The organism is Aquimarina intermedia (assembly GCF_008124785.1).
Classification (GTDB): domain Bacteria; phylum Bacteroidota; class Bacteroidia; order Flavobacteriales; family Flavobacteriaceae; genus Aquimarina; species Aquimarina intermedia.
Map to the genome: position 1 here is coordinate 23,307 of NZ_VNHU01000009.1, position 25,562 is coordinate 48,868.

Below are 25,562 nucleotides of genomic sequence, written 5' to 3' on the forward strand. Positions count from 1 at the left end.
AGCTAGCGTTTGGGAATTGAGATCAGCTCTGTTTGTCTGCCATTGACATAGCGAAAACCATCTTCTCCCCAAAAGCCAGCTTCTTCAAGCATAATCCTAATATCTTTGTTCCATTCTGGAACGTTCACCGTTGTATTTAATTCAATTGCATACACTGTATTAGGATATAAGGGATAATCACCTGTACCATTTACACCATTTTGTGCATCCCACATACCAATTGCAGGTCCTGCCGAATGCCCATAAACACCTAAAGGATGGGTGTAAATAGATGGTCTTAAACCGTCTGATTTTGAGTTATTTAATGATTTTAAAAGTATTTCGTTACCAGTCTGATTTGTCTTGAAATTATTAGTTAAATGATCTTGTACTTTGTTTCCATTTGTAAACATTGTTTTAAGGTAGTCCGGAACTTCGTTTTCATGATTCTTGAGTACATAGGCATGTTGTTGACAATCGGTATTAAGTCCCAAATAGGTAATTCCGAAATCACAGTGTATCAAATCTCCGGGCTGAATAATATCTTTATCCTGACGGCTCGAAAAAGCTTCTTTCTCTGAAAGCAAGACAGCATCCTTTCGCTGAATGTCAACGGTAGGATGAAACCAGGTTTCTAATCCCATATCAGTAACTTTTTGTCGTAACCACCATACGACATCATCGGTTGTTGTTTCTCCCGGTTTGATAACATTCGTACTAAAAGCTTCTGCTATGATAGTATGTGTGATACTTACCAGCTCCTTATATATTTCCATTTCTTCAGGGATACGAGTTTCAATCCAACGAACCGCTAATTTTTCGGCAGAGGTAATTTTGTTTTTATAAGCTTCGGGTAAGTTCTTAACTAGTAAATCATAATCTGTTTTAACCAACCCATCGGCGATGTTAAAATAATCAGACATATTGACTCCAATTATTTTTGGTTTTTTTTCTTTGATCAAAGCAGTCAATGCTAGCCATTGATTTGGTTGTTCTTCTTTGTTCCACGCGGCATCGATTAGGTTACCAATATCATATCGTGCTATGGCTTGTTTTGAGAAAGTATTTTTCGCGCTGTCGCGATAAAATACTATAATCGTTCTTCTTCTGGCATTTAGCCAGGTAGATGGAAGCATGGTTTTTAAAACAGGATCTTCATTATATTCTCTGGCGATAAGTACCCACATGTCTATCTCGGTTTCATCCATCAAAACCGGCAACAGGCTGTCTAAACGTTTTTCTAAAATTCTATCCTTGAGACTTGCTCGATCACGCTCACTAATAACTTGGGATAAACCAGAAAAACTGATTAAGTAGATCATTAGAAATAAATACTTCATCTTAAAGTGGATTTGATTAGTGAGCAGAATATAGTAATTATATACGAGATATACGAAATCGATATCAGCAACTACCTTAGAGTAACGCTACTGTCTTGGCTCGTTGAATTTTACCTGTGTCTGTCTCAACAAATTGCGGAATGCAAAAAATTTGCTTCGGTACCTCGTAGCGAGATAAGGTAGAAATGTTCGCTATCCCCTCTTTTATTGAGCTTACTAGTGTTTCTGAAGGTGCTGATTCGATGATTAAAATAAGTTGTTCCCCAAGAACCGCATCAGGCAAACTGGAAACAAAAAAACGATGGGTAATAAGAAGTTGTAATTTGGCTTCAATTGCTTCTGGAAACAACTTGACACCACCGCTATTAATAACATTATCATAGCGTCCCTTCCAGTCAAATTTTTTATACGATTTGAGCTCCACTACATCGTTAGTGATAAGTTGTTTATCATGTAATAAAGGAGCATTAATAACTAAACAATTACGCTCATCAGTCGCTATCGAAATATTAGGTAAGGTTTTAAAATAAATATTCTTTTTTCGTTCGCGTTTTTTAGCATTCACCCTGCGTGCAGCGATATGTGAAACCGTCTCAGTCATTCCGTAGGTTTCAAATATCTTAGTTTTACTTGCCTGAACTAAGGATTTGAGATTTTCTGAAATAACGCCACCCCCTACGATAAGTTTTTTAATGAGGTGAAGTCTGTTAATAGAATTATCCAATTGCAAAGGTACCATTGCGCAAAAATCATATTGCTTATAAACCGTATCCAACGGATTACTCTTAGGAGGTACACAATCCAGCTTCCACCCTAATACCATCGCTCTTACCAACATCATTTTACCGGCAATATAGGTCGCCGATAAGCATAGTAATACAGTTGTCTCACTATCAAGTTTAAAAAATTCACCTGTAGCTTTAGCACTGTTAACCATATGTTCTTTTAGAACTTTAATTGTTTTTGGTTTTCCAGTGGAGCCGGATGTCTTTACTTCAATAAAAGATTTTGAGTCTAACCACTCTAACAAGAAATGACCTATATCCTGTTCGTAAGGTTCCCCTTCTTTTATAAATGAATAAGCGATTTCTATTAACCCATCGCTGTCTAGCTTTTGTTTGTTCAATTCAAAAGCCTTGTGAATAGGAAATCTTAATATGGGTTGTGGTTCATACATATACAAATTTCAATTTAAATAATGACTAGCATGTTATTAAATTATGAAAAATTATCTAAATCTCTGTTATTTCTTTTGACGTCGGAATTTTAATTTTACCCATTAAACGCTCTTTCCAATGACTCCAATGATATTTTTTGGAAAAAATAAAAAGATAAATAGGATAGATTATAAGTATTGGAAGTACGATATCTATTCCTCCTGAAGGCTCTGAAATATCCAGAAAAATTGCATCCGTCTGAAAAACACTCCAATTTGTGGTTACCATTACAGCTGCCATAATATTGTTTGCTGCATGAAATCCTAAGGCAAGTTCCATTCCTTCATCCATAAGGGTTATCACACCAAGAAGTAAACCTGTACCTATATAAAAGACCATCATGATATTTCCGAGTTTAGCCACTTCGGGATTAGCACCGTGCAAAAGTCCAAATATTATAGAGGTCAACACTAAGGGCACCCATCTGTTTCTAGCCAAGATCCCAAACCATTGCATCAAATAGCCTCTGAATAAATATTCTTCAAAACTTGTTTGAAGCGGTAACAATAGAAAAGAAATAACCAGTAATATGAGAAAAGGTACCAAGTTGAAATTCCAAACAAAAATTTCAGGTTCAATAGCATAACTAATACCAAAAAAGACAACGTTGGTTATCGCTACTAATAAGAATGCAAAACGTATTCTACCCCAATCAATGGATGATCGTGTGGTAGTTACATCAATAATTTTTTTATGATGAATAGCTTTTATGCTTAAAAAAATAGCTGCTAAACCGATAGCAAAGCTAAAAATCATAAGTATTAAAAACAGATTGCTATCGATATCAAGTGACATAAACGAACTTTCTGCAGCTTCAATAAATGCCATTGTGTCTCCGGCCGCTGTAAAAGCTACAATCACTAAAGGTATTAAGCCTAGGATCTGCCATCCAAAAAATATCAGTACTAATCCTATAATATATCGCCAAATTTCATTTTTCCCTCTGAAGGCTTGTTGTATAAACATCTGTTATTTCTTTAAATATGGTACGTCCCACTCAAAAGGAGCGCGATAATATAGTTTTCCGTTTTCTACGTGTAATGGAGATTGAAAGTTATTAGTGTATAAGGCTCCCGTACCCAACCCCTGCGGAAGATTACTTTGTAATGTATAGGTGTACTGTGCGATTGCGTTGAGACCAACATTACTCTCCAAAGCACTTGTTATCCACCAATCAATATGTCTTTCCTCTGCTAGATCTATCCATTCCTGAGTACCTTTAAATCCACCTATCAAACTTGGTTTTAGTATGATATATTGTGGTTGTATCTGATCTAAAAGTTCTTTCTTATCGCTCAACTCGAATATACCAATTAGCTCCTCGTCCAGAGCTATAGGCAGCGAAGTCTTTTTACAAAGTTCATGCATATCATCAATCTGACCTGCTTTAATTGGTTGTTCGATACTATGCAAATCATATTGCGACAATCGCTCAAGCCGATCCAGTGCATCAGTTGGATCAAAAGCTCCGTTAGCATCCACACGAATCTCTATAGTGTCTGAGGCATATTGGGTTCTTATATAGTTCAAAAGTTCTAACTCTTTATCAAAATCAATCGCACCTATTTTTAGCTTAATGCAGTTAAATCCTTGATCTAGTTTTTCTTTAATCTGTGCTTTCATAAAGGATTTTTCCCCCATCCATATCAAGCCGTTAATCGGAATAGCGTCCTTACCTCTTGTAAACATCGAAGGGAAAAGTGTAAAGGGGTGCTCACTTTCCAGTGATTTAAAAGCTATTTCTACACCAAATTGAATACTCGGAAACTCCTTCAACGCTGCCCAAAGCTTATCCTTGCCTAACGAAATATTAGCACAAACCCACTTTAGTGTATCTTCATAATCCGGTCGGTCTTCGACACTCAAGGTTCTCAAAATTCCGCATTCGCCAACACCTGTCTTTGTACCATCATTAAGTAGTAGAAACCAGGTTTCTTTAGTTTTTAAAATACCGCGTGAGGTTCCGCTGGGTCGCTTAAAGTTGAGCATGTATTTTTTGTAAGTTGCTACCATTTACACCGTGATACTTTCGCCGATATCCAACAACATTAAGTCTTTATCTTTCTCAAAAAACTTTCGTTTGGCTTCATCATGATCAATTTCTATATACCCAAAAGTATCATAGTGCACCCCTAATACTTTGTCGCATTCTACAAAGTCGCTAGCTAGTATGGCATCATCCACGCCCATGGTAAAATTATCGCCGATGGGTAAAATGGCCAGATCCAATCGAGTGAATAAAGGAATAAGCTTCATATCCATTGTTAGTGCTGTATCTCCGGCAATATAAATATTCTTATGTTCTCCTTGGATCACAAAACCTCCTGGTTGTCCACCATAACTTCCGTCAGGAAAACTACTGGTATGAATAGCATTCACATATTTTACCTTACCAAATTCGAAATCCCAAACTCCCCCGTGATTCATAGGATGAACTTCGAATCCTTTTTCCTGGTAATGCATAGCGATTTCATAATTGGATACAATGACTGCATCATTATTTTTTGCAATTGCTTCTGCATCCAATATATGGTCCTGATGCGCATGGGTTAATAGGATATAATCAGCTTTAATCGTGTTGATATCTATCCTATCTTTAGATAAGGGATTTTCCGAAATGAAGGGATCTACTAAAACGTGACAATCATCAATTTCCAGTAGTAGACTATTTTGACCGTAAAAAGTAATTTTCATGTGTGAAATAATTTAAGAATTGAAAATTATAAAATTTGACCAAAACAAAATAGTATCGCTAGCAAAAATGTTGTTAAAGCCACTTTTTTCAATTCAGGGTCAAGTAATACTGAACTTTCTGTTTTATAAACCTTTCTAAGATGCAAAATCAACGGAATGAAAGCTATAAAAAACAATGCGTTAACACTAACGGTGCTAGTCAAAACATAATGTAAAGAGAGACTGATCATAGCACCAACGATAAGTATATAATGATAGCTTTTGGCTTTTGCAAGACCTAACTTCACCACGAGCGTATTTTTGCCTGCTTTCTTATCACCCGAATAATCTCGCATATTGTTTAAATTAAGTACTGCTGTGCTTAACAAGCCTATGGCAATGGCAGGAAATATTAGATAAAATTGTATGCTTTTGGCAAACAAAAAGAACGTACCGATGACGCTCACTAATCCAAAAAAGATAAAAACAAAAACATCTCCAAAACCTCTATATCCATAAGCGGAATTTCCGACAGTGTACTTTATAGCCGCTGCTATTGCAAACAATCCGAGGAAAAAGAAAAACACAGAATACCCAAAATTATCTTTTCCAAAAGCAGTATAAATAAGTAGTATCGCTACAACAAGCGTTACAATAGAAGTAAAAATGACTCCTCTTTTCATCTCACGATGAGATAAGATTCCGCTCTGCACAGCACGCATGGGTCCCACCCTGTCTTCATTATCCGTTCCTTTTACTCCATCTCCATAATCATTCGCAAAATTTGATAGAATCTGTAATCCTAAGGTGGTTGCAATAGCTAACCAAAAAATTTCACTGGTATAAAATGAAGAATATGTGATTTCACTATATAAAGATGTTTCTCCAATTGCTCTCAAATATCTTTCGTTAAACAGGGAGGCTCCTACCAAAATTCCTGAAATAGACAATGGTAAGGTGCGTAATCTTGCTGCAGAGATCCAAGCTTTTAATTTAATCATCCTATAAATTTGAGGTCAAAGTAACAGTATTTTTTTAAAAAAAGAAGATTTTACATCCAACAACCTTAGCTGCTAAATAATTGTTTCGACAAGTCCGTTTTTTATACATAGCCAGAAATAGTTCCAGAATGACTTTGTTTTATCCCGGGTTACTTCAATATCTCTCTCATTAACAATTCCTTTATCTTCTTTTCGATCAATTATAAGATTGGAAATAAAGGTCAATACTGATTTTTCACGTCTCCCATCCTCTTTTAAAATTTGTATATCAAATGCATCGAATTTCATTGCAGTACTCCCTTGAGCTGTGTGCTTATCACCACTAAAATTAAAATACAATGCATCTAAGCTTCCTTCTGCTTCTATATTTAAAGCAGGTTTAATAAATGCATTTATAGACGATGCATTGACATTTTTGATATTTCCTTTTATACTGAAGGGATCCTCAGTGTTTTCTACATCAAAACTCCAGTCAATTTCAATAGGCGCCTGATTCATAAATTTACTGGTTATTCTTACAGCTATATCCGAATTAACTAAAGGTTGTACTGTATTGATTGGACTCACCGCCATACTGAGGTCATTAAAAGAAAGCATTCCGGGATGATCTGCTTTTTCTAAATGCTCTGTATATTCAATTTTGCCAGATTGAAGTTCAATCGAATCAATAGCAATACCCATATTTATAGTTCGTAAAAGCTCACTGTACATTGGTTTTATAGATAGATCATCAGCTAATCGTTTGTCTCTATAGATGTCTAAGCTAAATTGTTCTAATTTTAGAAAACTACTATTAAAAATCAGTCGATCATCTACTTCATCCAATTCAGGGGATTCGATCTGCACGTGTCTACCATCAAGCCTCATGTGATCACGTTCCTGTGTCAAGGTATCGCTAAAAGCACTTTTCGAGAGTAACGGAGTAATGGATAGGGAATCAGCTAACCACCTATTTTGACTCATAGTAAAGCTGCGAAGCTCAAAGGAATGAAACGGATCCAGCGCTGTTCTCACATTTACTATCTTTCCTTTATACGTTCCATAGCTAAAAGGTATTTTACGTGACGCTATCTCATTGTTTGAATTGATTTGAGTAAATCCCAAGGTTTGAATTAAAAAACTGGTTTTAAATGATTTTTGAAGTGAATCTATCCCGACGTGTACCTTTGCGTTTCTTATGTTAACTTTCTCTATTTTTAAATCAAATGATTTTGGCTTACCTATCCCTGCTTTAACTGATTTTTTATCCTTGTTACTATAATAGATATTCGCGTTAGTAAGTGCCACTTCCTCAATGACAATTTCCTCATATTTCCATAATTTCCAGAAACTAAGCCCCAATATTTCGAACTTCTCAACAGTTCCCGATTCTCCATTATTACTGTCAAATTCTGCACTCTTTAACGAAATATTACCTAGTACGGGTTCCACATGAACAGAAGAATAAGAGACTTGAATTTGATCATTCTTCAATTCGGCTAAGGCATCTTTTATTTTATGCTCTATCCATACACCTACTAAAAAATATAGAATAAATAATAACGCTGCACTATAAATAATTATAATTAGTGATTTTCTATGTTTTATTTTCATACAGATGGACAGCTACTAGTGTTTGGCTGTCCAATATAATGCAAACCGCTTAAATTAAATACAGCATTTAGAAGAGTATAACATTATATCTTATAAAAGCATTGCAAAGGATTATAAAGTTTTTTACTTTCGGCATCAATTAGATTAAAAGCAAGAATTAATGAAAAATACCGCCTTAACAGAAATTCACAAAGCACATGGTGCCAAAATCGTTCCTTTTGCAGGATATAACATGCCCGTTTCTTATGAAGGTGTAACGGTAGAACATGAAACCGTACGAAAAAGTGTTGGTGTATTTGATGTATCACATATGGGTGAATTTTTGATCACCGGACCTAATGCTTTAGAACTCATTCAGAAAGTAACTAGTAATGATGCTTCAAAATTGGTGAATGGCAAAGCACAATATAGCTGTTTTCCAAACGACAAAGGAGGTATTGTGGATGATTTAATTGTCTATAAACTAGAGGATGAAAAATACCTACTGGTTGTTAATGCTTCTAATATTGAAAAGGATTGGAACTGGATTAGTAAGCACAATACAATGAACGCTGTTATGCGTGACATATCTGATGACTACTCATTACTAGCCATCCAAGGACCTAAAGCTGCTGAAGCAATGCAAAGTTTAACTTCGGTTGATCTATCTGCTATGAAATTTTATACGTTCGAAGTTGCTCCATTTGCAGACATCCCAAATGTTATAATTTCGGCAACGGGATATACCGGTAGTGGTGGATTCGAAATTTACTGTAAAAACGCTGAAGTTGAGCAAGTTTGGAATAAGGTAATGGAAGCCGGTAAAGCTTTTGGAATTAAACCTATAGGATTGGCTGCACGTGATACCTTACGATTAGAAATGGGGTACTGTTTATACGGAAACGATATCAATGATACTACCTCTCCTATCGAAGCAGGTTTGGGTTGGATCACAAAATTTAGCAAAGACTTCATTAATGCCGAAGCGATTGCAAAAGAAAAAGAAGCTGGGCCTTCCACAAAACTGGTTGGTTTTACTTTAGATGAAAAAGGAATACCGCGTCATGATTATGATATCGTGAATGAGTCTGGCGAAAAAATCGGTGTAGTAACTTCAGGAACCATGTCTCCGTCACTCGGAGTAGGAATTGGCTTGGGGTATGTTCCAGTAGCCTATGCTAAACCAGATAGTAAGGTTTTTATACAGGTTCGTAAGAAAGCAATACCTGCCACGGTAACAAAATTACCATTTTATAAAGGTTAAATATATAGGATATCTTTACAATATTGTTAAGTTTCAGCGTTGTCATATAGACAATTCTGAAACTTAATTATTTTTAAATTAGAGCGTATTTGAAGAAGATTTTAATCATTGGAGGTAGTGGATTTATAGGGAATGCGCTTTACAAGGAGCTTAACTCCTATTTTGACACGTATGCTACTTATCGAACGGACAATCCGGCATTCGAAAAAAATCAAAAGTTTTTTCAGTATGATATGGAGTTGGAGGATATTTCTATTCTGTTGGATAATCTTAGACCGACATATATCATTTCTGCGATTCGTGGTAATTTTAATGCGCAATTAGATGCACATCAGCGCATTATTCATTGGATTAAAACTCATCAAAGTAAATTGATTTTTATTTCTAGTGCTAATGTTTTTGATGCCTTTAGCAATTATCCGTCGTATGAGTATGATAAGACGTTAAGCGATAGTGTCTACGGACGCTTTAAAATCAAAATTGAAAACGCATTGATGCGGTTGCCTACCCATAAATACGTAATCGCCCGTGTACCTATGGTTTTTGGATCGAATGCCCCGAGAATACAAGAAATCAAGACTTTACATGAACTACATGCTCCTATAGAAATTTTCCCAAATGTTATTCTAAATGCTACTTCAATATCTAAATTTACACAACAAATTCATTATATAATCAATAGAAGTAAAAAAGGAATTTTTCATTTAGGAAGTACTGATTTGTACTATCACTTTGACTTGATTAAAGAAATTTGTGACACATTAGAGTTACAGGATCCAATTTTTAAGCAAGTATACGATTCTAACAATGATCGTTATTTAGCTGTATTACCAAAGGATAATAAGTTACCAAAAAATTTACAGATTACCACGCAGGAAGTTATTACTTCTGTGGTAATTCAATAACGTTAAGAATTATCTAAATTTCTACCCGTGGAGTAATAGAGCAGCTTAATTTTATAACTTTAAACAAAAAAGTTATGAAACAGCCCGATTTTTCTGAATTGAAAGCTTTGTTTATTAATTGTACCCTCAAAAAATCACCAAGGCAAAGTCATACACACGGACTTATTGAAGTTTCTAAAAAAATATTTGAAAAAGAAGGGGTTGATGTCGAAGTCATTCGCGCAGTTGATTATGACATTCCTTATGGTGTTTTACCGGATATGACCGAAGAGGATGCCGAATATGATGCTTGGCCTGCCTTGTTTGAAAAAGTAATGAATGCAGATATTCTAATTTTGGGAACACCAATTTGGTTAGGAGAACGTTCTTCTGTATGTACAAAGATTATTGAACGTCTGTATGGTATGAGCGGAAAACAAAACGATAAAGGTCAGTATATATTCTACGGGAAGGTTGGCGGTTGTATTATTACCGGTAACGAAGATGGTGTTAAACATTGTGCGATGAGTATGTTATATTCACTACAACATATAGGTTATAGTATTCCTCCGCAAGCTGATTGTGGTTGGATTGGTGAGGTAGGTCCTGGTCCAAGTTATCTGGACAAAGAATCAGGAGCTAAAGACAACGAATTTACGAATCGAAATACTACCTTTATGACGTATAATTTACTCCATCTGGCCAATATGATGAAAACAAATAATGGGTACCCCAGCTATGGGAATTCAAGAGCACAATGGGATGATGGAACCCGATGGAATTTTGAAAATCCTGAATATCGATAAAACTTAAATACTAGGCTATGAGCGTGAATATACCTGAAGGAACCAAATTAATTTTATTTGATGGTGTTTGCAATCTTTGCAATAGCGCTATCAATTTTATTATCTCTCATGATAAAAAGAAAATATTTCGCTATGCATCCTTACAAAGTTCGATTGGACAACAATTTCTTAAAGATAGGAATTTGGATGCTACAGCCTTGGATTCAATTCTTCTTATTGAGCCAAATGTTGCCTACCATCATAAATCTACCGCAGCATTAGAAATTGCTAAACATCTTAACGGTTTATATCCAGCCCTCTCCATCTTCTTAATACTTCCAAAAACATTTAGAGATTGGATCTACGATATAGTTGCCAAAAACCGTTATAAATGGTTCGGAAAAAAAGATAATTGTCAAATCCCTACACCCGAATTAAAAAGCCTATTTATGGATCAATAGATACCGTGTCAGCAACTCTTCATTTGGAATTGGACTCGTGGTCGCCTACTCTTGTTGTGCTCTGTTGTTTAATTTTAGATAATTTTTGCTGTAATTCGGTAGACTCTTTGTCCAATTTATTAATATTCTCTAGGTGTACTATACTTAAGCAGATGACTGCAAAAGACAGCAAAGCAATGGGTAGAAATAATCGTTTCATCTGTAGTGAGATTGAGTTATAATTTGTGATATTCAAATGTAAACCCAATTATAAAACTGTGTAAGGGGAAAAACACCCTTTTGATGAAAGATTATTCTTAGTAGCTATACTATAAAACAAATTATTTAAAATGCATTAAAAGGACTACTCACCTGTTCTTTTAATTTGGTCCGGGCTAGGATAGTTATCATCCCAATCTTTGACTTTAGGATCTCCCAGTTTATCCACACTTTTTGCAACCATCATAGAAACTGCAGCATCTCCCGTTACATTTACAGTGGTTCTACACATATCCAAGGGTCGATCTACTGCAAAAATTAGTGCCAAACCTGCTTCAGGAATTCCAGCTTGTGCTAATACGATGACAAGCATCACCATACCTGCTCCGGGTACAGCCGCTGATCCAATAGATGCTAACGTAGCCGTAGCAATTATACCTAATTGCGCTCCTAAACTCAAATCCATACCAAAAGCCTGGGCAATAAATACTGCTGCAACTGCCTGATATAAACTTGTTCCATCCATATTAATGGTAGCTCCAATAGGTAAGACAAAACTTGTGACCTCCTTCTCTACTCCCAAATGCTCCTCTACACGTTCCATAGTAACCGGTAACGTAGCTGCGCTGGAGCTTGTAGAAAATGCTAATAGCTGTGCTGGAGAAATTCCGTTTATAAAAAACAATGGGGAACGTTTTGTAAAGATCCAAACGATTAAAATATATACCCCAATCATTAAAAGAAGTCCTAAAACAACACAAAAAGCGTACATCGCCAAGGCAGCAAATAAATCTGTACTTGGTGATTCTACAACCAATGCTGCCAACAGCGCAAAAACCCCATAAGGAGCGACCAACATGATTAAATCAATGAGTTTGAGGATAACTTCGTTAAAGCCATCAAAGAATGCCTTAACAGGTTTTGATTGTTCTTCCGGAATCAGAATTAAACCAATACCAAAGAAAATTGCAAAGAAAATAACTTGCAACATATTACGGTTGTCTCCTGCAGCGCTGAAAATATTACTTGGAACGAGATCCTCTAAAGCCTGTAAAGGTCCAGCATCTTTTTGCTTTTGAGCATCCGCAATTTTACTATCGGCATCCCCTTTATAACTCTCAATGAGCTCTGTTCTGGTTTCTTCTGTAATTGCACTACCGGGTTTTATAATATTTACTACTAACAAACCGATACTTACCGCTATTACAGTAGTTACAATATATGTTCCTATGGTTCTTCCTCCCATTTTTGAGAGTTTTGAGATATCTTTTAAATCAGATACACCTTTGATCAAAGATGCTAGAATCAATGGAACTGCAATCAGTTTAAGAGCATTAATAAAAATAGTTCCGAAGGGTTTGATCCAATCCCCAATAAAATCAGCGCCCCAGCTAAATTTAGAGAGTATGATGGCAAAAACAACTCCTGTTACCATTCCTATTAATATTTGCCAATGCAGTGCCAGTTTTTTCATAGTATGAGGTTCCTTAATTTTTGATGTTGCCGAAGATATAAATTTATAGTTTAAAAAGATAATATTCCCTTAATAACTAATTTACACTTGAATCTAACCTTTATTTTGATGATTCATAATCTTTTCAAAGTACAAATACAATTCTCCTTTGGTTATCGATGCACCTTGTTGTATGATATTGAATTTATCCAGATTCTTATCTTCGTTGTATGGCTTATTTGCATTAAAAAACACTACGCGATCATCCAAAAGATTTTCTCGTAACCAGTCATACCCCCCTTGCGTGGTGATATCAATGGAGTCGTCTTCCACTTTGATAGCAATTAGTTTCATCTCATTTTCCAAAAGCCTGAAAAGATGAATTTGATCTTTTGAAAAGTGTTCTAAAAACTCAGCTTTCGCCAATACTCCTTCCCAAACTAAATCACTAAAAATATCGATTTCTTCTTCAGCAACTGCCGGGCTATTTTGTTTAATAGTATCCCATTCCTCTGCAGTGATAGATTGTGTCGCCAGAAAGTTTATAAACTCCGGATGCAACTCTTCTAACTGCTCCTTTGTTAATCTCGTATACTTCATGATACTGTATTTTAAAATTCTTAGTTAAAAAATCCGTCCCCAAAAAGATGGGAACGGATTTTAATCTCTATGTAATTTAATCCTTTTAGAAAATATATCTCAATCCCACTTGTGCTTGCCATCTGGATTGCAATGAAGCATCGTATCCAAAGGTTTCGGTTAAGTTGGGATCAAAAGTATAGGTTGGTTGATTATTGTCATCAACCGTTACTCCTAAAATTTGAACATTATTAGGTTGTTGCACTAATCCCCAATCAGAATTGATCATGTTCCCGATATTCAGCACATCGACACTAAATTGAATTGTATTAGTACGCTCTCCTACGTTGATATTAAAATCTTGTAAAAACTTAAAATCAATCTTGTTTCTCCATGGAGCTAAAGCTGCATAACGTTCAGCATATTGACCACGATTGTCGCTTAAATACTCATCTTGTCTGATGTATTGCTCAAAAGCGGCTGCTTGCCCAGGATTACTAAAGTTCATTTGCTGCACTTCGGCTGCAGTAGGAATGTACATTAGGTCATTCACTGATGATCCGTCATTATTAATATCTCCTCCATAAGTATAGTTAAAACGTCCCCCTTCAGCAAATTCAGCAAATCCAGAAATGGTTGTTGCATATTTACCATCACCATACGTCCATTTCTTAGAAGCTACTGCAATAATACGATGACGATCTCCGTACTTAGAATTTCCTAAAACATCATTATTTACATTTCCGTTAGCCGGGTTAAATGCAAAAGCATCTCCGGTAATTTCTGCCTCTATCGAATTTACATCTTTAGAATCCAAATAACTATAGGCGACACTTGCGTATAAGTTATTTTTGAAATTCTTAGCTGCTTTGAAAGAAGCATTGATGACTCTACCTTTACTAGAGTTTGTTAAGACAAAAGCACTATTAGCTCCTTTATCATTAGCACCATAAATTGCTCTATTGTCAACACCTTGTAAAGTTTGTGTAGGAGCTCTCAATCCCCAGTTTTGAACGTGTGCCGCGTTGATGTCTTCTGTATAAGAGAAATCACCAGTTAAGATCACGCCATTTTTGAGTTTATAATCTGTCCCAAAACTAGATCTCCACACTTGAGGGAATTGAAATTCAGGATCCACAATCTGGAAAAATCCATCATCAGCTCCACTCACTTGATTTCCAACCCAAACAAATGGTAAACGTCCGGTAAAGATTCCTGTACCCCCTCGTAGTTGTAAAGTTTTATCCCCTAGAACATCATAATTAAATCCTAAACGCGGAGATAATAATAAACGATCCGTTGGCAAGGTAGTTGAACTTAAATTTACTTCGTTATTTGTCTGTGGATTGAAATAGGTAATACTCTCATCACGACTGGCACCATTATCTGTATCTATATATTTTTGTATTAAATCAGAGGTATCAAAGTATAATGGTTTATCAACACGTAATCCATAACTCAATTTGAAATCTTCGGTTACATTCCACTCTTCCTGCAAATATACCGCTAACTGGCCTACGTTTAGTTCTGCCAACTTCCAACCACCATCATTCCCATCTCCAGCTGCATTAAAAGAAGCATTTTGGTTTTGAGCATACTGTATATTCTCTGCTAAACCTCCGGCTGGATTAGTAGCATCGGTTAAAAATTCATTAACACTACCATAAGGTCTGAAAAGTCCGTAATAATTGGATCCTCCAAAATTCTCATAAGCCGTTAAATTAAAAGAATTCTTAAATCTAAACATTTCAAAAGAAGCTCCTGCAGTAATCGTATGATCCCCTACAAAAATGGTTAAGTTATTAGTGGCCTGAATAACTTTTTGATCTAGTTTATTATTTATTGAAAAAGGTTCATGACCCGCAATTATGTAATTAGATCCACTTCCATCTTGTATAGTGATTACAGGTGCCGGGCTTGATAAAGGATTTCTAAAGTCATCAAAATGCGTATATCCTGCCTGAAACTTGTTAGAAACTTTATTAGAGAATGTAGAATTCACTTCTAATTGAAAAGAATTGATACGATTATTAATTTCATAACCAGAATTCTCAAACTGTAAAGTAGCTGCATTAGGTCCTCTAAAACCTAAAGCCGTTGGATGCGCAGGTTTCTCTTTTGAAGCAGTTAGAAAGTTATAAATCAACGCAGCTCTGTGCTTATCGTTAATGTTCCAATCTAGCTTAAAAATACCCTTTGTTGATTCAGATTCGTACGTAAAACCTTGGTATGCTCCAGGATTGTATCCTAAAGATTGTAACGCATCGCTTACAGCTATTAAATCTGACTCCAATACTCTAGATTCATTGACTGCGCCACTGTTAGTGTTTGGAACCCATGCAGATCCTAGATCTGTTCTTTGATCTCTTTCTGCATTGGCAAAAAAGAATAATTTATTTTTTATAATTGGCCCACCAATACTAAATCCATATTGAATTTGCTCTAAGTCTGCTTTAAAAACTTCATTACCTTTTACCTCACCACCGGTTAGATCTTCATTTCTAAAAAAACCATAGGCAGTCCCTTTAAATTCATTAGTTCCACTTTTGGTAACAGCATTTACAGATGCTCCGGTAAAACCAGACAACGTAACGTCATACGGTGCTGTAGATACCTGAATTTGCTCAATTGCATCCAGGGATATCGGTTGAGAATCAGTTTGCCCTCCGGGTGTTGCAGCATCTAAACCAAATGGATTGTTAAAAACCGCACCATCAAGGCTAAAGTTGTTATACTGATCATTACGTCCTCCAAAAGAATTTCCACTCGCCGTAGGTTCTAATCTAGTAAAATCTGCAGCAGATCTTGAAATAGTTGGCAATGTAGTAAGCTCTCTTCGGCCTACACTAGTCTCTGCTCCTGTACGTTCACTACTAAAAGTAGCACTCTTATTAGAAGTAATTACTACTTCTTCTAACTGGTTATCATCTTCTACAAGGTACACATCAAAATTTGATGTTTCACCCAGTTGCAGATACACATCCGTAATGGTTTGTTTTTTGAAACCCAAATAACTAATAGTAATTTCATAAGGTCCGCCAACACGCATGTTAATAAGATTGAACCTTCCATCGAAGTTAGTTACTCCCCCATAATTAGTTCCAGTAGGTGTATGGAGCGCGGTGATGTTAGCGCCTGGTAAAAGCTGTTTAGCATTGTCGTATACCACACCAGAAATATTGGAAGTAGTCACCTGTGCAGAAACTGCGATAACCAATCCAAATAATAAAGCAAATAAAAGAATCCCCTTCTTCATGTTAAAATAAATTAATTAATAGCTTATTAATAAAACACAAAAAATCGCTCTGACGAGCGATTTTTTGATATGTGATTGAATTTTTCAAGTAGAATTATGCTTGAGGAATTACTTCAAACGCTACCGATGTTATCACAGCTCTATGCAATCGCACAGCAGCTTCATATTGACCAAGTCTCTTTATAGTTCCACCTGGTATTGTGATAAACTTCTTTTCGATGTCAATTCCTTCTTTAGCGAAAGCTTCTGCTACATCTGCATTAGAGATCGATCCAAATAATTTGTCTCCACCACCAACTTTTGCAGTTAACTTAATTTCAAGGTTTCCTAATTTCTTAGCAATCTTTTCAGCTTCTTCAACTTCTTTCTTTTCTTTGAAAGCACGTTGCTTTAACGTTTCAGACAATACCTTCTTAGTAGATGGAGTTGCCAAAACTGCTAATCCTTGAGGAATTAAATAGTTACGACCATAACCATTTTTCACTTCTACTACATCGTCAACGAATCCTAGATTCTCAACGTCTTTCTTTAATATAAGTTCCATAATGTTATGACGAATTTTATTTTAATAAATCTCCAACATAAGGCATTAAAGCCAAATGACGAGCTCTTTTTACTGCTACACTTACTTTACGCTGGTATTTTAAAGAAGTACCAGTTAATCTACGAGGTAAAAGTTTACCTTGTTCATTTACAAAAGCCATTAAAAAGTCTGGATCTTTATAATCGATATATTTAATACCAGATTTTTTGAAACGACAGTATTTTTTAGCTTTTGTTGTATCTATATTAAGAGGAGTAAGATATCTAATTTCTCCGTCCTTCTTTCCTTTAGCTTGTTGTTCTATAGATGCCATACGAATTACGCTTTTTGTTTGTTTCTATTTCTTCTTTTTTCAGCCCAAGCAATTGCATGCTTGTCTAGACGTACAGTCAAATAACGCATTACACGCTCATCTCTTCTGTATTCTACTTCTAGAGTATTGATAGCTTCTCCTGGTACGGTGTATTCAAATAAGTGATAAAACCCACTTTTTTTGTGTTGAATAGCGTAAGCAAGCTTTTTAAGCCCCCAGTCCTCTTTTGATATCATCTTGGCGCCGTTAGAAATAAGAATATCTTCGTACTTCTTAACTGTTTCCTTTATCTGTTCATCAGATAAAACGGGATTCAAGATGAAAACAGTTTCATAATGATTCATAAAAATGTATTTTAATTAATTTGCTGCAAAAGTAAGACTATTTTTAATATATTCAAATAATAAATGCACTTCGATGAAACACTCTTTTTATCGGTTAAATGCGAAAATTGTTTGTCCAAATAAGATATATTCCTTAATATTGTAATGTAATTAACTCAAACAAGTGGAACAAAACCAATTAAAATGCGCCGTTGTAGACGATTCGCGCCTTCAGAGACTGGCTATCGTTAAGCTAATAGATGAGCACCCTTCATTAGAATTGGTGGCAGAGTGGAACAATGCAATTGAAACTAAAAATGGCCTGCTGGATACAACGGTAGACCTTTTATTTCTTGATATTGAGATGCCTATTCTTACTGGATTTGATTTGCTTGATGATTTAGAGAATAAACCTCACATTATATTTGTTACCGGAAAAACAAAGTACGCTTTTAAAGCTTTTGATTATGATGCAGTGGATTATTTACGTAAACCTTTAAAAAAGGATCGTTTCAATGCTGCTGTGGATAAAGCCCTGAGCATGACACGTCTCAATGCTGAACAAGCTGTTGTTGAAGATGACGATTATATTTTTGTAAAAAGTAATTTAAAGAAACGTAAAATTTACTTGAGTCAATTGAAGTATGTGGAAGCTCTTGGGGATTATGTCAAGTTAATTATGGAAGATGGTGACCCAATAGTTGTGCTTGCAACTATGAAATCATTTGAGGCAGAGTTGCCAAGTGAACGTTTTTTAAGAATTCATAAGTCTTATATTGTTAATCTTGATAAAGTAGAGCGATACAACTCTAGGAATATCGAGATTGCAGATGAAAAAATACCATTGAGCAGACACAAAAAGCACTCGCTAATAGAGGCCTTGAACGGTTAATTTCAATTTATTTTATTTTTTATTAGCCGTAGGAATTAGTAGTTTCCTTTTCGTATAGTTACAAATATGGTATCTAGTAGGTATCCACATTTATAATTATCCGTACTCCGGAGAATTCTTTAATGCTTTGAAAAGTTGCCAGTATCTTAGTGGTAAGTTGCTTGGTCTTTTGTAGTGATTGACCTTGCGGAATTTTAATTAGAACATGTTTATGGTATTGATTTCTGATTCTCGCTATAGGTGGAAATTCCGGTCCCAAGACATTTTCCTTAAATACTGAAGTTAACGATGTGCCTAACCAGCGCATACTGTCATTTACACGATTATAATCTTTATGTCTTGCTGTAATTTTAATTAATCGATAAAAAGGAGGGTATTTATACTGTCTACGTTCCTCAATTTGATCGTGATACATGCTTACATAATCATTCACTGTGACCTGTTGTAATATTTGATGATAAGGATTGTATGTCTGAATTAGAACTTTACCTCTCTTCTTTGTTCTCCCCGCCCTACCCGACACTTGCTGAATCAATTGAAAACTTCTTTCATGTGCTCTAAAATCTGGAAAATTCAGTAAGTTATCTGCATTCATGACCCCTACCAAGTGTACGTTTCTAAAATCTAAGCCTTTAGACAACATCTGAGTACCAACCAAAACATCTATTTCTTCTTGTTCAAAGCTGGTAATAATTTTTTCATATCCATGTTTACCACGTGTAGTATCCTGATCCATTCTGGCAATAGTATGATCGGGTAATAATTGTTGCAACTCTTTCTCAATTTGCTCAGTACCGAAACCTTTAGTAGAAAGTTCTGAGCTGCCACATGCCAAACATTGAAGCAGCATTGCCATATGATATCCACAATAATGACAGCGCAACTGATTTTTATGACTATGAAAAGTTAAACTTACATCACAATTTGGACATTGCGGTGAGTGTCCGCAAGTAGTACATTCAACAACCGGAGAGTATCCTCTCCGATTCTGAAATAAAATAACCTGACCGCCTTCACTCAACGTATACTCTATCGCTGTGATAAGGGTGTCACTAAAGTGACCTGTCATCTGTTTTTTCTTATATTTAGTTTTTATGTCAACCAAATTCATTTCTGGCATCATCACCTCACCATATCGGCGATCCATCACTACAAGACCATATTTTTTTTGCAAAGCATTGTAATAAGTCTCTACAGAGGGCGTTGCTGAACCTAATAGAATTTTTGCCTTAAACATATTTGCAATAACCACTGCTGTATCTCTCGCATGATATCGTGGTGCCGGGTCAAATTGCTTAAAGCTTGTTTCATGCTCCTCATCAACTATTACCAGTCCTAAGTCCTGAAAAGGTAAAAAAATGGATGAACGCGCTCCTATGATAATCTTGGCTTTTTCGGAATTTTTCTTGACATTATTCCAAACTTCAATACGTTCGTGAACATTAAATTTAGAGTGGTACACACTTAGAGAGGTACCAAAATACTGCTGTAATCTTGTTATTAATTGTGTTGTCAACGCTATTTCTGGCAATAAATAGAGAGTTTGTTTGCCTCTTTCTAATTGCTCTTTTATCAGTTTTACGTACACCTCTGTTTTACCGGATGAAGTTACACCATGAAGCAAGCAAACGGCTTTACTTTCAAATTCCTTTTTAACTTCATCAAAGGCTTGAACTTGTGCACTACTCAAGGTTTTGATCGATGCATCTTCACCGCCATCATAAACAATACGATCCTCTCTACGCTCGAAAATTTCTATAATATCTTTCTCTGCTAAACTTTTAATTGTAGTCGTTGTCGTAGCAGCTTTATCTTTTAAGTCATTTAATTTGATAGGTTTTTTTGAGGAAGCCTCCAGAGAAAATAAATTTAAGATTATTTCCCGTTGCTTTGGGGCTCTGGACAATTCATCCAGTAATATTTTGAGTGCTTTGTCATCCCTATACTTTTGATGTAGTCGCACAAATTTTACAAGCTTGGGTTTGTACTGTTCGTATAATTCTTCTCTAATTAACACCACGCCTTTTTCAATTAGGGTTTTAATCAAAGGGAGCACTGTTTTTTTGCCGACAATAGTTATAATTTCATCTATCTTGAGTAAACTTTGGTACTGAAGTGCTTCAAAAATCAGAAACTCCTCATCAGTTAATGTTTGCTCATCGCCAGAAAAATTTTCGTTTTTTACTACTAGTGTTTCACTTTCTAATAAAAATGCACTCGGCAATGCTGCTCGCATTACTTCACCCTGCGTACACATATAATAGTCAGCAATCCATCTCCATAAGTTTAATTGTTTCTCTGTTACGATAGGAATCTCATCCAGGATGTGCTCAATCTCCTTGGCCTCGTATACAAGAGGCGCTGTATGATGAAGATTTACTACCAAGGCTGCATATACCTTACTTTTACCAAACTGAACAGCAACTCGCATCCCTAACTCTAAAAAACCATACTCTCTTTCTGATACTTGATACGTAAAAGTATTGGACACGGGTACAGGAAGAATTACATCAATGAAATATAACATATAGCACGCAAAAGAAAATTAACCGGGTATTACGAGGTAAAGGTAGGCAGCTTGTAGGGAAGTTGAAACTTTAATCTAAAAAAGATAGTAAGTACTTTATAGTTTTTGCCATTGCTGCGTTCTATAAAAAAAAGCAATGTAGCCTCTTACATTTAGAATATCCGGATTATCGTCATCTATCCACAGCTTACAACGATAGGTTTTTCCATTTTCTGGATCTGTAATGGTCCCATCCTCATAACTACTTCCGTCACGTTCCATATTCTTAATAATCTCCAACCCTTCGATCGGTTTATTATAATCACTACCGCTACAGTAAATACATGTTTTAGAACGATCAGACTCCTTCAAAACGCGAATAATTTTTCCGAACACCTTATTCCCTTTCTTATATATTTCAACAATTGATCTTTCTTTGCCTGTTTGATCATCTATCGTTTTCCATTTTCCAATGATTGCCGACTGTGCATTGGCAAAAGTTGCCGTTAAAAATAAGATGAAACATATTCTATAGAGCATTGTGTGAAATTGTTAATTAATACAAGGTAAAAGATAGTAAAATATCAAAATAAAAAAAACGATCTAAAAAAATTAGACCGTTTTTATTATATGATAATGAATTGAAGAGCTATTGCAATCCAAGCATTCCATCCTTAATACCTTGACTGGCAGGTTCATCACCTAACCAAATTTTAAAGAGCGCATATTTAAAGTCTCTTCCTTCAACTAGACCTAATTCTTTTCCATTCTTATAGGCTTTTACTCCAACATCTTTGACATATACAATATCAAAAATGTCATTCTTTACGATGGGTTCATTGAAGAAGTTGATAAACTTATTGATTCTTTCTTCAAGAGGTTTAGTGTTACCAAAGGTAGCCTTTTCAAATCCATCCTGCACAGCCTTTATCATTTTTGACTGTGTTACGAAGCCTGAAACAATATTCAATTTTATTGACATGGTTTCATCAAGATCTAGAATTGCTTTAGGGTCTTTATTTTTGTTTTGTAAGTAGAGTCCTCCTGCATAGAGATCTATCCACAACATTTCACGCATACCTGCCCCATTCAATTTTAAGGTGACATCTCCTCGCGTTTCTTCATAAGGCAAGATAGCCTTTCCGATTCTAATTTGTGCAGTAGCACTTGATAATGAAACCAATGCCACGATTAAAAGAGTAATTTTTCTCATACTGTATTTAAGTTTATCGGGGGTATTAAAATAAAATTTTGACCCTGCAAATATATAAGATTTATACATTCAATTACGTATAAACCGTAATAAATTTATGCATTTTAACGTTAAAATAAGTATTTCAACCTTAAAATGACCCCAAAAGTTCTGCTTTCAGTCCTTTGTCAGCAGGTTTATGTCCGATCCAAATATTAAATAACGCCTTTTTAAAATCCAACCCTTCTACATATCCCTTTTCTTGTCCATTTTTGTAAATGACACTACCTTTTCCCTTTTCATACACTAGATCATAGGTTTGTCCCACCTCAATCTCATCAGAAACAAAACCTACAAATTTATTGATTCTTTTGTCTAACGTCTTTGTATTATCGTTGGTAGCTTTTTTAAATCCTTCTCTTAGCGCATCTTCCATCTTACTTCTAGACATCATACCAGACAGTATATATAATTTAATTGCCATGGTTTCATCTGCACTTGCGATGGTGCCGGCAGACTTCCCTTTTTGTTTTACATACAGTGCTCCTGCATAAATATCGAAAAAGAATTTTTCGCGAAGCCCCGCCCCATTAATTACTAATTCTTCATTATTAAAGGTAACTTTTTCGGGCAAAGAAGCGTCACCAACTTTAATTTGAGCATTCGCAAAAGAAATCGATAAGAAAAGTGTCAAAAGGGTTACAATTTTTTTCATGTGTTTGATGTGTTTGTGTTTGTGTTAGAAATTCTTACGTAATTTAGTCAATGAAGCGTTAAGCTCAAAACCCAACAGTAAAATATTTGAATTAAGCCAAATATAAATCATCAATATTAACATAGCACCAATAGAACCATATAATTGATTATAATTTGAAAAATTATCAATATAGACTCCGAATAAATACGTAGTTATAATAATTAAAACTGTAGTTAAAAATGCTCCAGGGGAGAAAAATCGATTCATTTTACCCTCCGTAGTTCCATAATAAAATAAAGTAGCGGTTATCAAAAAAATCATAATAACCAACAGTCCATATTTACCTATAGTTAACCACAGTAAGGTATCACTAACCATCCCTAATCTACTTAAATTATCTACCAAATACGTGAGATACAAAGTACCTACTACAGTAATTAACAACAACAATGCCACTATTAGAGAGACTCCTAATGCAACTAAATATTGCCGTATAAAACTACGATTGAGCGTGACATGGTAGGAGTATTCAAAACCTGAGAATACTGCATTAATCCCATTGGTCATTAAAAAAAGTGATAATATAAAAACCGTTGATAGTAAGCCTCCTCTTGGATTGGAGGCAATATCATCAAAAATTCCTTTAAAAAAGATTGCTGATTGTCTGGGTAATGCACCACTTATAAATTCAAAAAGTTTTTCCTGAAAATTTTCGATCTGCAAATAGGGAATCAAATTTAGAAGAAAAAGTAAGAAGGGAAACAAGGATAAAAAGAAACTCCAAGAAATCGCGCTCGCCCGAGCTGAGAAGGTGCCTTTAAGGATCCCAAGAAAATAAATTTCAAACAGATCGTATAGTGATAACCCTTCAAAGCCCGGTAGAATAATTTTTTTACCTGTTCTAACCAAAAAATTAATTCCTGGAATCTTTTCTAATTTATCTTCAATAGTTTTTGACATGTTGATGGCTATACAGCTTTCAAACTAAGATCCAAATTATATACCGAATGTGTCAGCGCTCCACTACTGATATAATCCACTCCGCACTCGGCGTACTTACGAATTGTTTCCTCATTGATACCACCACTGGATTCTGTGAGACATTTGTCTCCTATTAATTGAACTGCTTTTTTAGTGTCTTCGTAATTAAAATTGTCAATAAGAATTCGATATACCCCACCTGCTTTTAAAATTGCTCTTATTTCTTCTAAATCTCGTGCTTCTACGATTATTCTTAAATCTAAATTGTTGTTCTTCAAATACATCTTCGTAAGCTCAATAGCTTCATCAATTCCTCCCGCAAAATCAATATGATTGTCCTTAAGCATAATCATGTCATACAATGCAAACCTATGATTTACACCCCCACCAATTTTAACCGCCCATTTTTCCAAAGCTCTAATTCCGGGCGTGGTTTTACGAGTATCAAGAACTTTTGTACCTGTTCCTTCCAATAAACTGACGAAATGATTGGTTTTTGTTGCAATAGCACTCATGCGCTGCATCGCATTCAACACTAAGCGTTCTGCTTTGAGAATAGATTGAGAGCTTCCGTAAACATAAAAAGCAATATCACCATACTTAATCTGATCTCCATCGTTTAGCAGAACTTCTATCTCTAAGGTTGGATCCACGTAGGTAAAAACCTGTTTCGCAAATTCCACTCCCGCCAAGATACCTTCATCCTTGACCAATAACTTGGCTTTTCCTTTTGCTGTATCAGGTATGCATGCCAGCGAACTGTGATCTCCCTCCCCTACATCTTCTCTAATTGCATTACTGATGATTAATTCTATTTCTTTCTCAAATTGCGCTTTGCTAATCATATTGAATAGTTATTTTTGCTAAAGTAAAAAAAGATAAGAACAGTAGCTTCGCTCCGGTAGTTGTTTTTCTGAATATTTTATCTTCGTATCACCTAATTTATTAGCGCATCGTTTAAACAATTATATGCATATTAAAATCTTAGCCATCGGCAAAACAGATGATAAAGCTTTAACTCAATTAATTGCTGATTATATAAAACGCTTAAGCTTTTATGTCAAATTTTCTTTAGAAATTATTCCGGATCTAAAAAAGGCCAAAAACTTAAGTGAAACACAACAGATGGATAAAGAAGGCTCCTTGATTCTGAACAAAATAACCACTGCCGATACCTTAATTTTGTTAGATGAAGGAGGAAAACAATATAGTTCTGTAGCTTTCTCTGAATACCTGCAAAAGCACATGAATAGCGGAATTAAGCAATTAGTATTTGTAATTGGTGGTCCTTATGGTTTTAGTGATGCGTTGTATGCCCGTGCCAATGGAAAATTATCCTTGTCCAAAATGACTTTTTCTCATCAAATGATTCGATTATTTTTTATCGAACAGATATATCGTGCCTTTACAATTCTAAAGAACGAACCGTATCATCACCGTTAATATACGAAC

25 protein-coding genes are annotated in these 25,562 nt (G+C 35.4%); 6 read left to right on the forward strand and 19 right to left on the reverse strand.

The window, feature by feature from the left end:
- Positions 1–2: 2 nt before the first annotated feature.
- The 7 genes from BD809_RS12610 to BD809_RS12640 form a co-directional block, all read right to left on the reverse strand.
- Positions 3–1,319, reverse strand: coding sequence for a M24 family metallopeptidase (locus BD809_RS12610; protein ID WP_148783339.1), 1,317 nt, complete (start codon positions 1,317–1,319; stop codon positions 3–5).
- A gap of 76 nt (positions 1,320–1,395) precedes the next feature.
- Positions 1,396–2,496: an AMP-binding protein gene (locus tag BD809_RS12615; protein ID WP_148783340.1), complete on the reverse strand. Its 1,101-nt coding sequence runs from the start codon at positions 2,494–2,496 to the stop codon at positions 1,396–1,398.
- Between the two features lie 55 nt (positions 2,497–2,551).
- Positions 2,552–3,502, reverse strand: a complete 951-nt coding sequence (locus BD809_RS12620; RefSeq protein ID WP_148783341.1) for a CPBP family intramembrane glutamic endopeptidase — start codon at positions 3,500–3,502, stop codon at positions 2,552–2,554.
- A 3-nt stretch (positions 3,503–3,505) separates the two neighbouring features.
- Positions 3,506–4,549, reverse strand: coding sequence for an o-succinylbenzoate synthase (locus BD809_RS12625; protein WP_148783342.1), 1,044 nt, complete (start codon positions 4,547–4,549; stop codon positions 3,506–3,508).
- Positions 4,550–5,230: a metal-dependent hydrolase gene (locus BD809_RS12630; protein ID WP_148783343.1), complete on the reverse strand. Its 681-nt coding sequence runs from the start codon at positions 5,228–5,230 to the stop codon at positions 4,550–4,552.
- Positions 5,231–5,256: 26 nt separating this feature from the next.
- A complete protein-coding gene (menA, locus tag BD809_RS12635) occupies positions 5,257–6,210 on the reverse strand; it encodes a 1,4-dihydroxy-2-naphthoate octaprenyltransferase (protein ID WP_148783344.1) in 954 nt (317 codons plus the stop codon).
- Between the two features lie 72 nt (positions 6,211–6,282).
- Entirely contained in the window at positions 6,283–7,803 is a 1,521-nt protein-coding gene (locus tag BD809_RS12640; protein ID WP_148783345.1) for an AsmA family protein, read from the reverse strand.
- Positions 7,804–7,963: 160 nt separating this feature from the next.
- Between BD809_RS12640 and gcvT the strand changes: the two genes are divergently transcribed.
- The 4 genes from gcvT (at position 7,964) to BD809_RS12660 (ending at position 11,176) form a co-directional block, all read left to right on the forward strand.
- Positions 7,964–9,046 (forward strand): glycine cleavage system aminomethyltransferase GcvT, encoded by a 1,083-nt coding sequence (gcvT, locus tag BD809_RS12645; protein ID WP_148783346.1) that lies wholly within the window; start codon positions 7,964–7,966, stop codon positions 9,044–9,046.
- Between the two features lie 89 nt (positions 9,047–9,135).
- Entirely contained in the window at positions 9,136–9,951 is an 816-nt protein-coding gene (locus tag BD809_RS12650) for a sugar nucleotide-binding protein (protein ID WP_148783347.1), read from the forward strand.
- 74 nt (positions 9,952–10,025) lie between these two features.
- Positions 10,026–10,736, forward strand: coding sequence for a flavodoxin family protein (locus BD809_RS12655; protein ID WP_148783348.1), 711 nt, complete (start codon positions 10,026–10,028; stop codon positions 10,734–10,736).
- Positions 10,737–10,753: 17 nt separating this feature from the next.
- On the forward strand, positions 10,754–11,176 hold the full coding sequence (locus BD809_RS12660; protein ID WP_148783349.1) for a thiol-disulfide oxidoreductase DCC family protein: 423 nt from the start codon (positions 10,754–10,756) through the stop codon (positions 11,174–11,176).
- Between the two features lie 343 nt (positions 11,177–11,519).
- Here the strand turns inward: BD809_RS12660 and BD809_RS12665 are convergent, their stop codons facing one another.
- From BD809_RS12665 to rpsF, 6 genes are all read right to left on the reverse strand, one after another.
- On the reverse strand, positions 11,520–12,848 hold the full coding sequence (locus tag BD809_RS12665) for a dicarboxylate/amino acid:cation symporter (protein ID WP_148783350.1): 1,329 nt from the start codon (positions 12,846–12,848) through the stop codon (positions 11,520–11,522).
- 93 nt (positions 12,849–12,941) lie between these two features.
- Positions 12,942–13,427, reverse strand: coding sequence for a DUF6495 family protein (locus tag BD809_RS12670; RefSeq protein ID WP_148783351.1), 486 nt, complete (start codon positions 13,425–13,427; stop codon positions 12,942–12,944).
- An 85-nt stretch (positions 13,428–13,512) separates the two neighbouring features.
- Positions 13,513–16,662, reverse strand: a complete 3,150-nt coding sequence (locus tag BD809_RS12675) for a TonB-dependent receptor (protein WP_148783352.1) — start codon at positions 16,660–16,662, stop codon at positions 13,513–13,515.
- A 94-nt stretch (positions 16,663–16,756) separates the two neighbouring features.
- Positions 16,757–17,206 carry a 50S ribosomal protein L9 gene (gene rplI, locus BD809_RS12680; RefSeq protein WP_148783353.1) on the reverse strand — a complete coding sequence of 150 codons (450 nt, stop codon included), beginning with the start codon at positions 17,204–17,206 and terminating at the stop codon, positions 16,757–16,759.
- Positions 17,207–17,222: 16 nt separating this feature from the next.
- Positions 17,223–17,519 (reverse strand): 30S ribosomal protein S18, encoded by a 297-nt coding sequence (gene rpsR, locus BD809_RS12685; protein ID WP_148783354.1) that lies wholly within the window; start codon positions 17,517–17,519, stop codon positions 17,223–17,225.
- A 5-nt stretch (positions 17,520–17,524) separates the two neighbouring features.
- Positions 17,525–17,863, reverse strand: a complete 339-nt coding sequence (rpsF, locus tag BD809_RS12690) for a 30S ribosomal protein S6 (RefSeq protein WP_148783355.1) — start codon at positions 17,861–17,863, stop codon at positions 17,525–17,527.
- Between the two features lie 163 nt (positions 17,864–18,026).
- On the opposite strand from rpsF, the gene BD809_RS12695 reads away from it, so the two are divergent.
- Positions 18,027–18,734: a LytR/AlgR family response regulator transcription factor gene (locus BD809_RS12695; protein WP_148783356.1), complete on the forward strand. Its 708-nt coding sequence runs from the start codon at positions 18,027–18,029 to the stop codon at positions 18,732–18,734.
- 73 nt (positions 18,735–18,807) lie between these two features.
- Here the strand turns inward: BD809_RS12695 and priA are convergent, their stop codons facing one another.
- The 6 genes from priA to nadC all read right to left on the reverse strand — a co-directional run bounded on the left by priA (position 18,808) and on the right by nadC (position 24,955).
- Positions 18,808–21,261, reverse strand: coding sequence for a replication restart helicase PriA (gene priA, locus BD809_RS12700; RefSeq protein ID WP_148783357.1), 2,454 nt, complete (start codon positions 21,259–21,261; stop codon positions 18,808–18,810).
- A gap of 96 nt (positions 21,262–21,357) precedes the next feature.
- Positions 21,358–21,780 carry a DUF2147 domain-containing protein gene (locus BD809_RS12705; RefSeq protein ID WP_148783358.1) on the reverse strand — a complete coding sequence of 141 codons (423 nt, stop codon included), beginning with the start codon at positions 21,778–21,780 and terminating at the stop codon, positions 21,358–21,360.
- Between the two features lie 109 nt (positions 21,781–21,889).
- Entirely contained in the window at positions 21,890–22,453 is a 564-nt protein-coding gene (locus tag BD809_RS12710; protein ID WP_148783359.1) for a chalcone isomerase family protein, read from the reverse strand.
- Positions 22,454–22,583: 130 nt separating this feature from the next.
- On the reverse strand, positions 22,584–23,147 hold the full coding sequence (locus tag BD809_RS12715; RefSeq protein ID WP_148783360.1) for a chalcone isomerase family protein: 564 nt from the start codon (positions 23,145–23,147) through the stop codon (positions 22,584–22,586).
- Between the two features lie 24 nt (positions 23,148–23,171).
- Positions 23,172–24,089, reverse strand: a complete 918-nt coding sequence (locus BD809_RS12720; RefSeq protein WP_148783361.1) for a YihY/virulence factor BrkB family protein — start codon at positions 24,087–24,089, stop codon at positions 23,172–23,174.
- Positions 24,090–24,097: 8 nt separating this feature from the next.
- On the reverse strand, positions 24,098–24,955 hold the full coding sequence (nadC, locus tag BD809_RS12725) for a carboxylating nicotinate-nucleotide diphosphorylase (RefSeq protein WP_148783362.1): 858 nt from the start codon (positions 24,953–24,955) through the stop codon (positions 24,098–24,100).
- Between the two features lie 124 nt (positions 24,956–25,079).
- Here nadC and rlmH point away from each other — a divergent pair, with 124 nt between their 5' ends.
- Positions 25,080–25,553 (forward strand): 23S rRNA (pseudouridine(1915)-N(3))-methyltransferase RlmH, encoded by a 474-nt coding sequence (gene rlmH, locus BD809_RS12730; protein WP_148783363.1) that lies wholly within the window; start codon positions 25,080–25,082, stop codon positions 25,551–25,553.
- Positions 25,554–25,562 lie beyond the last annotated feature (9 nt).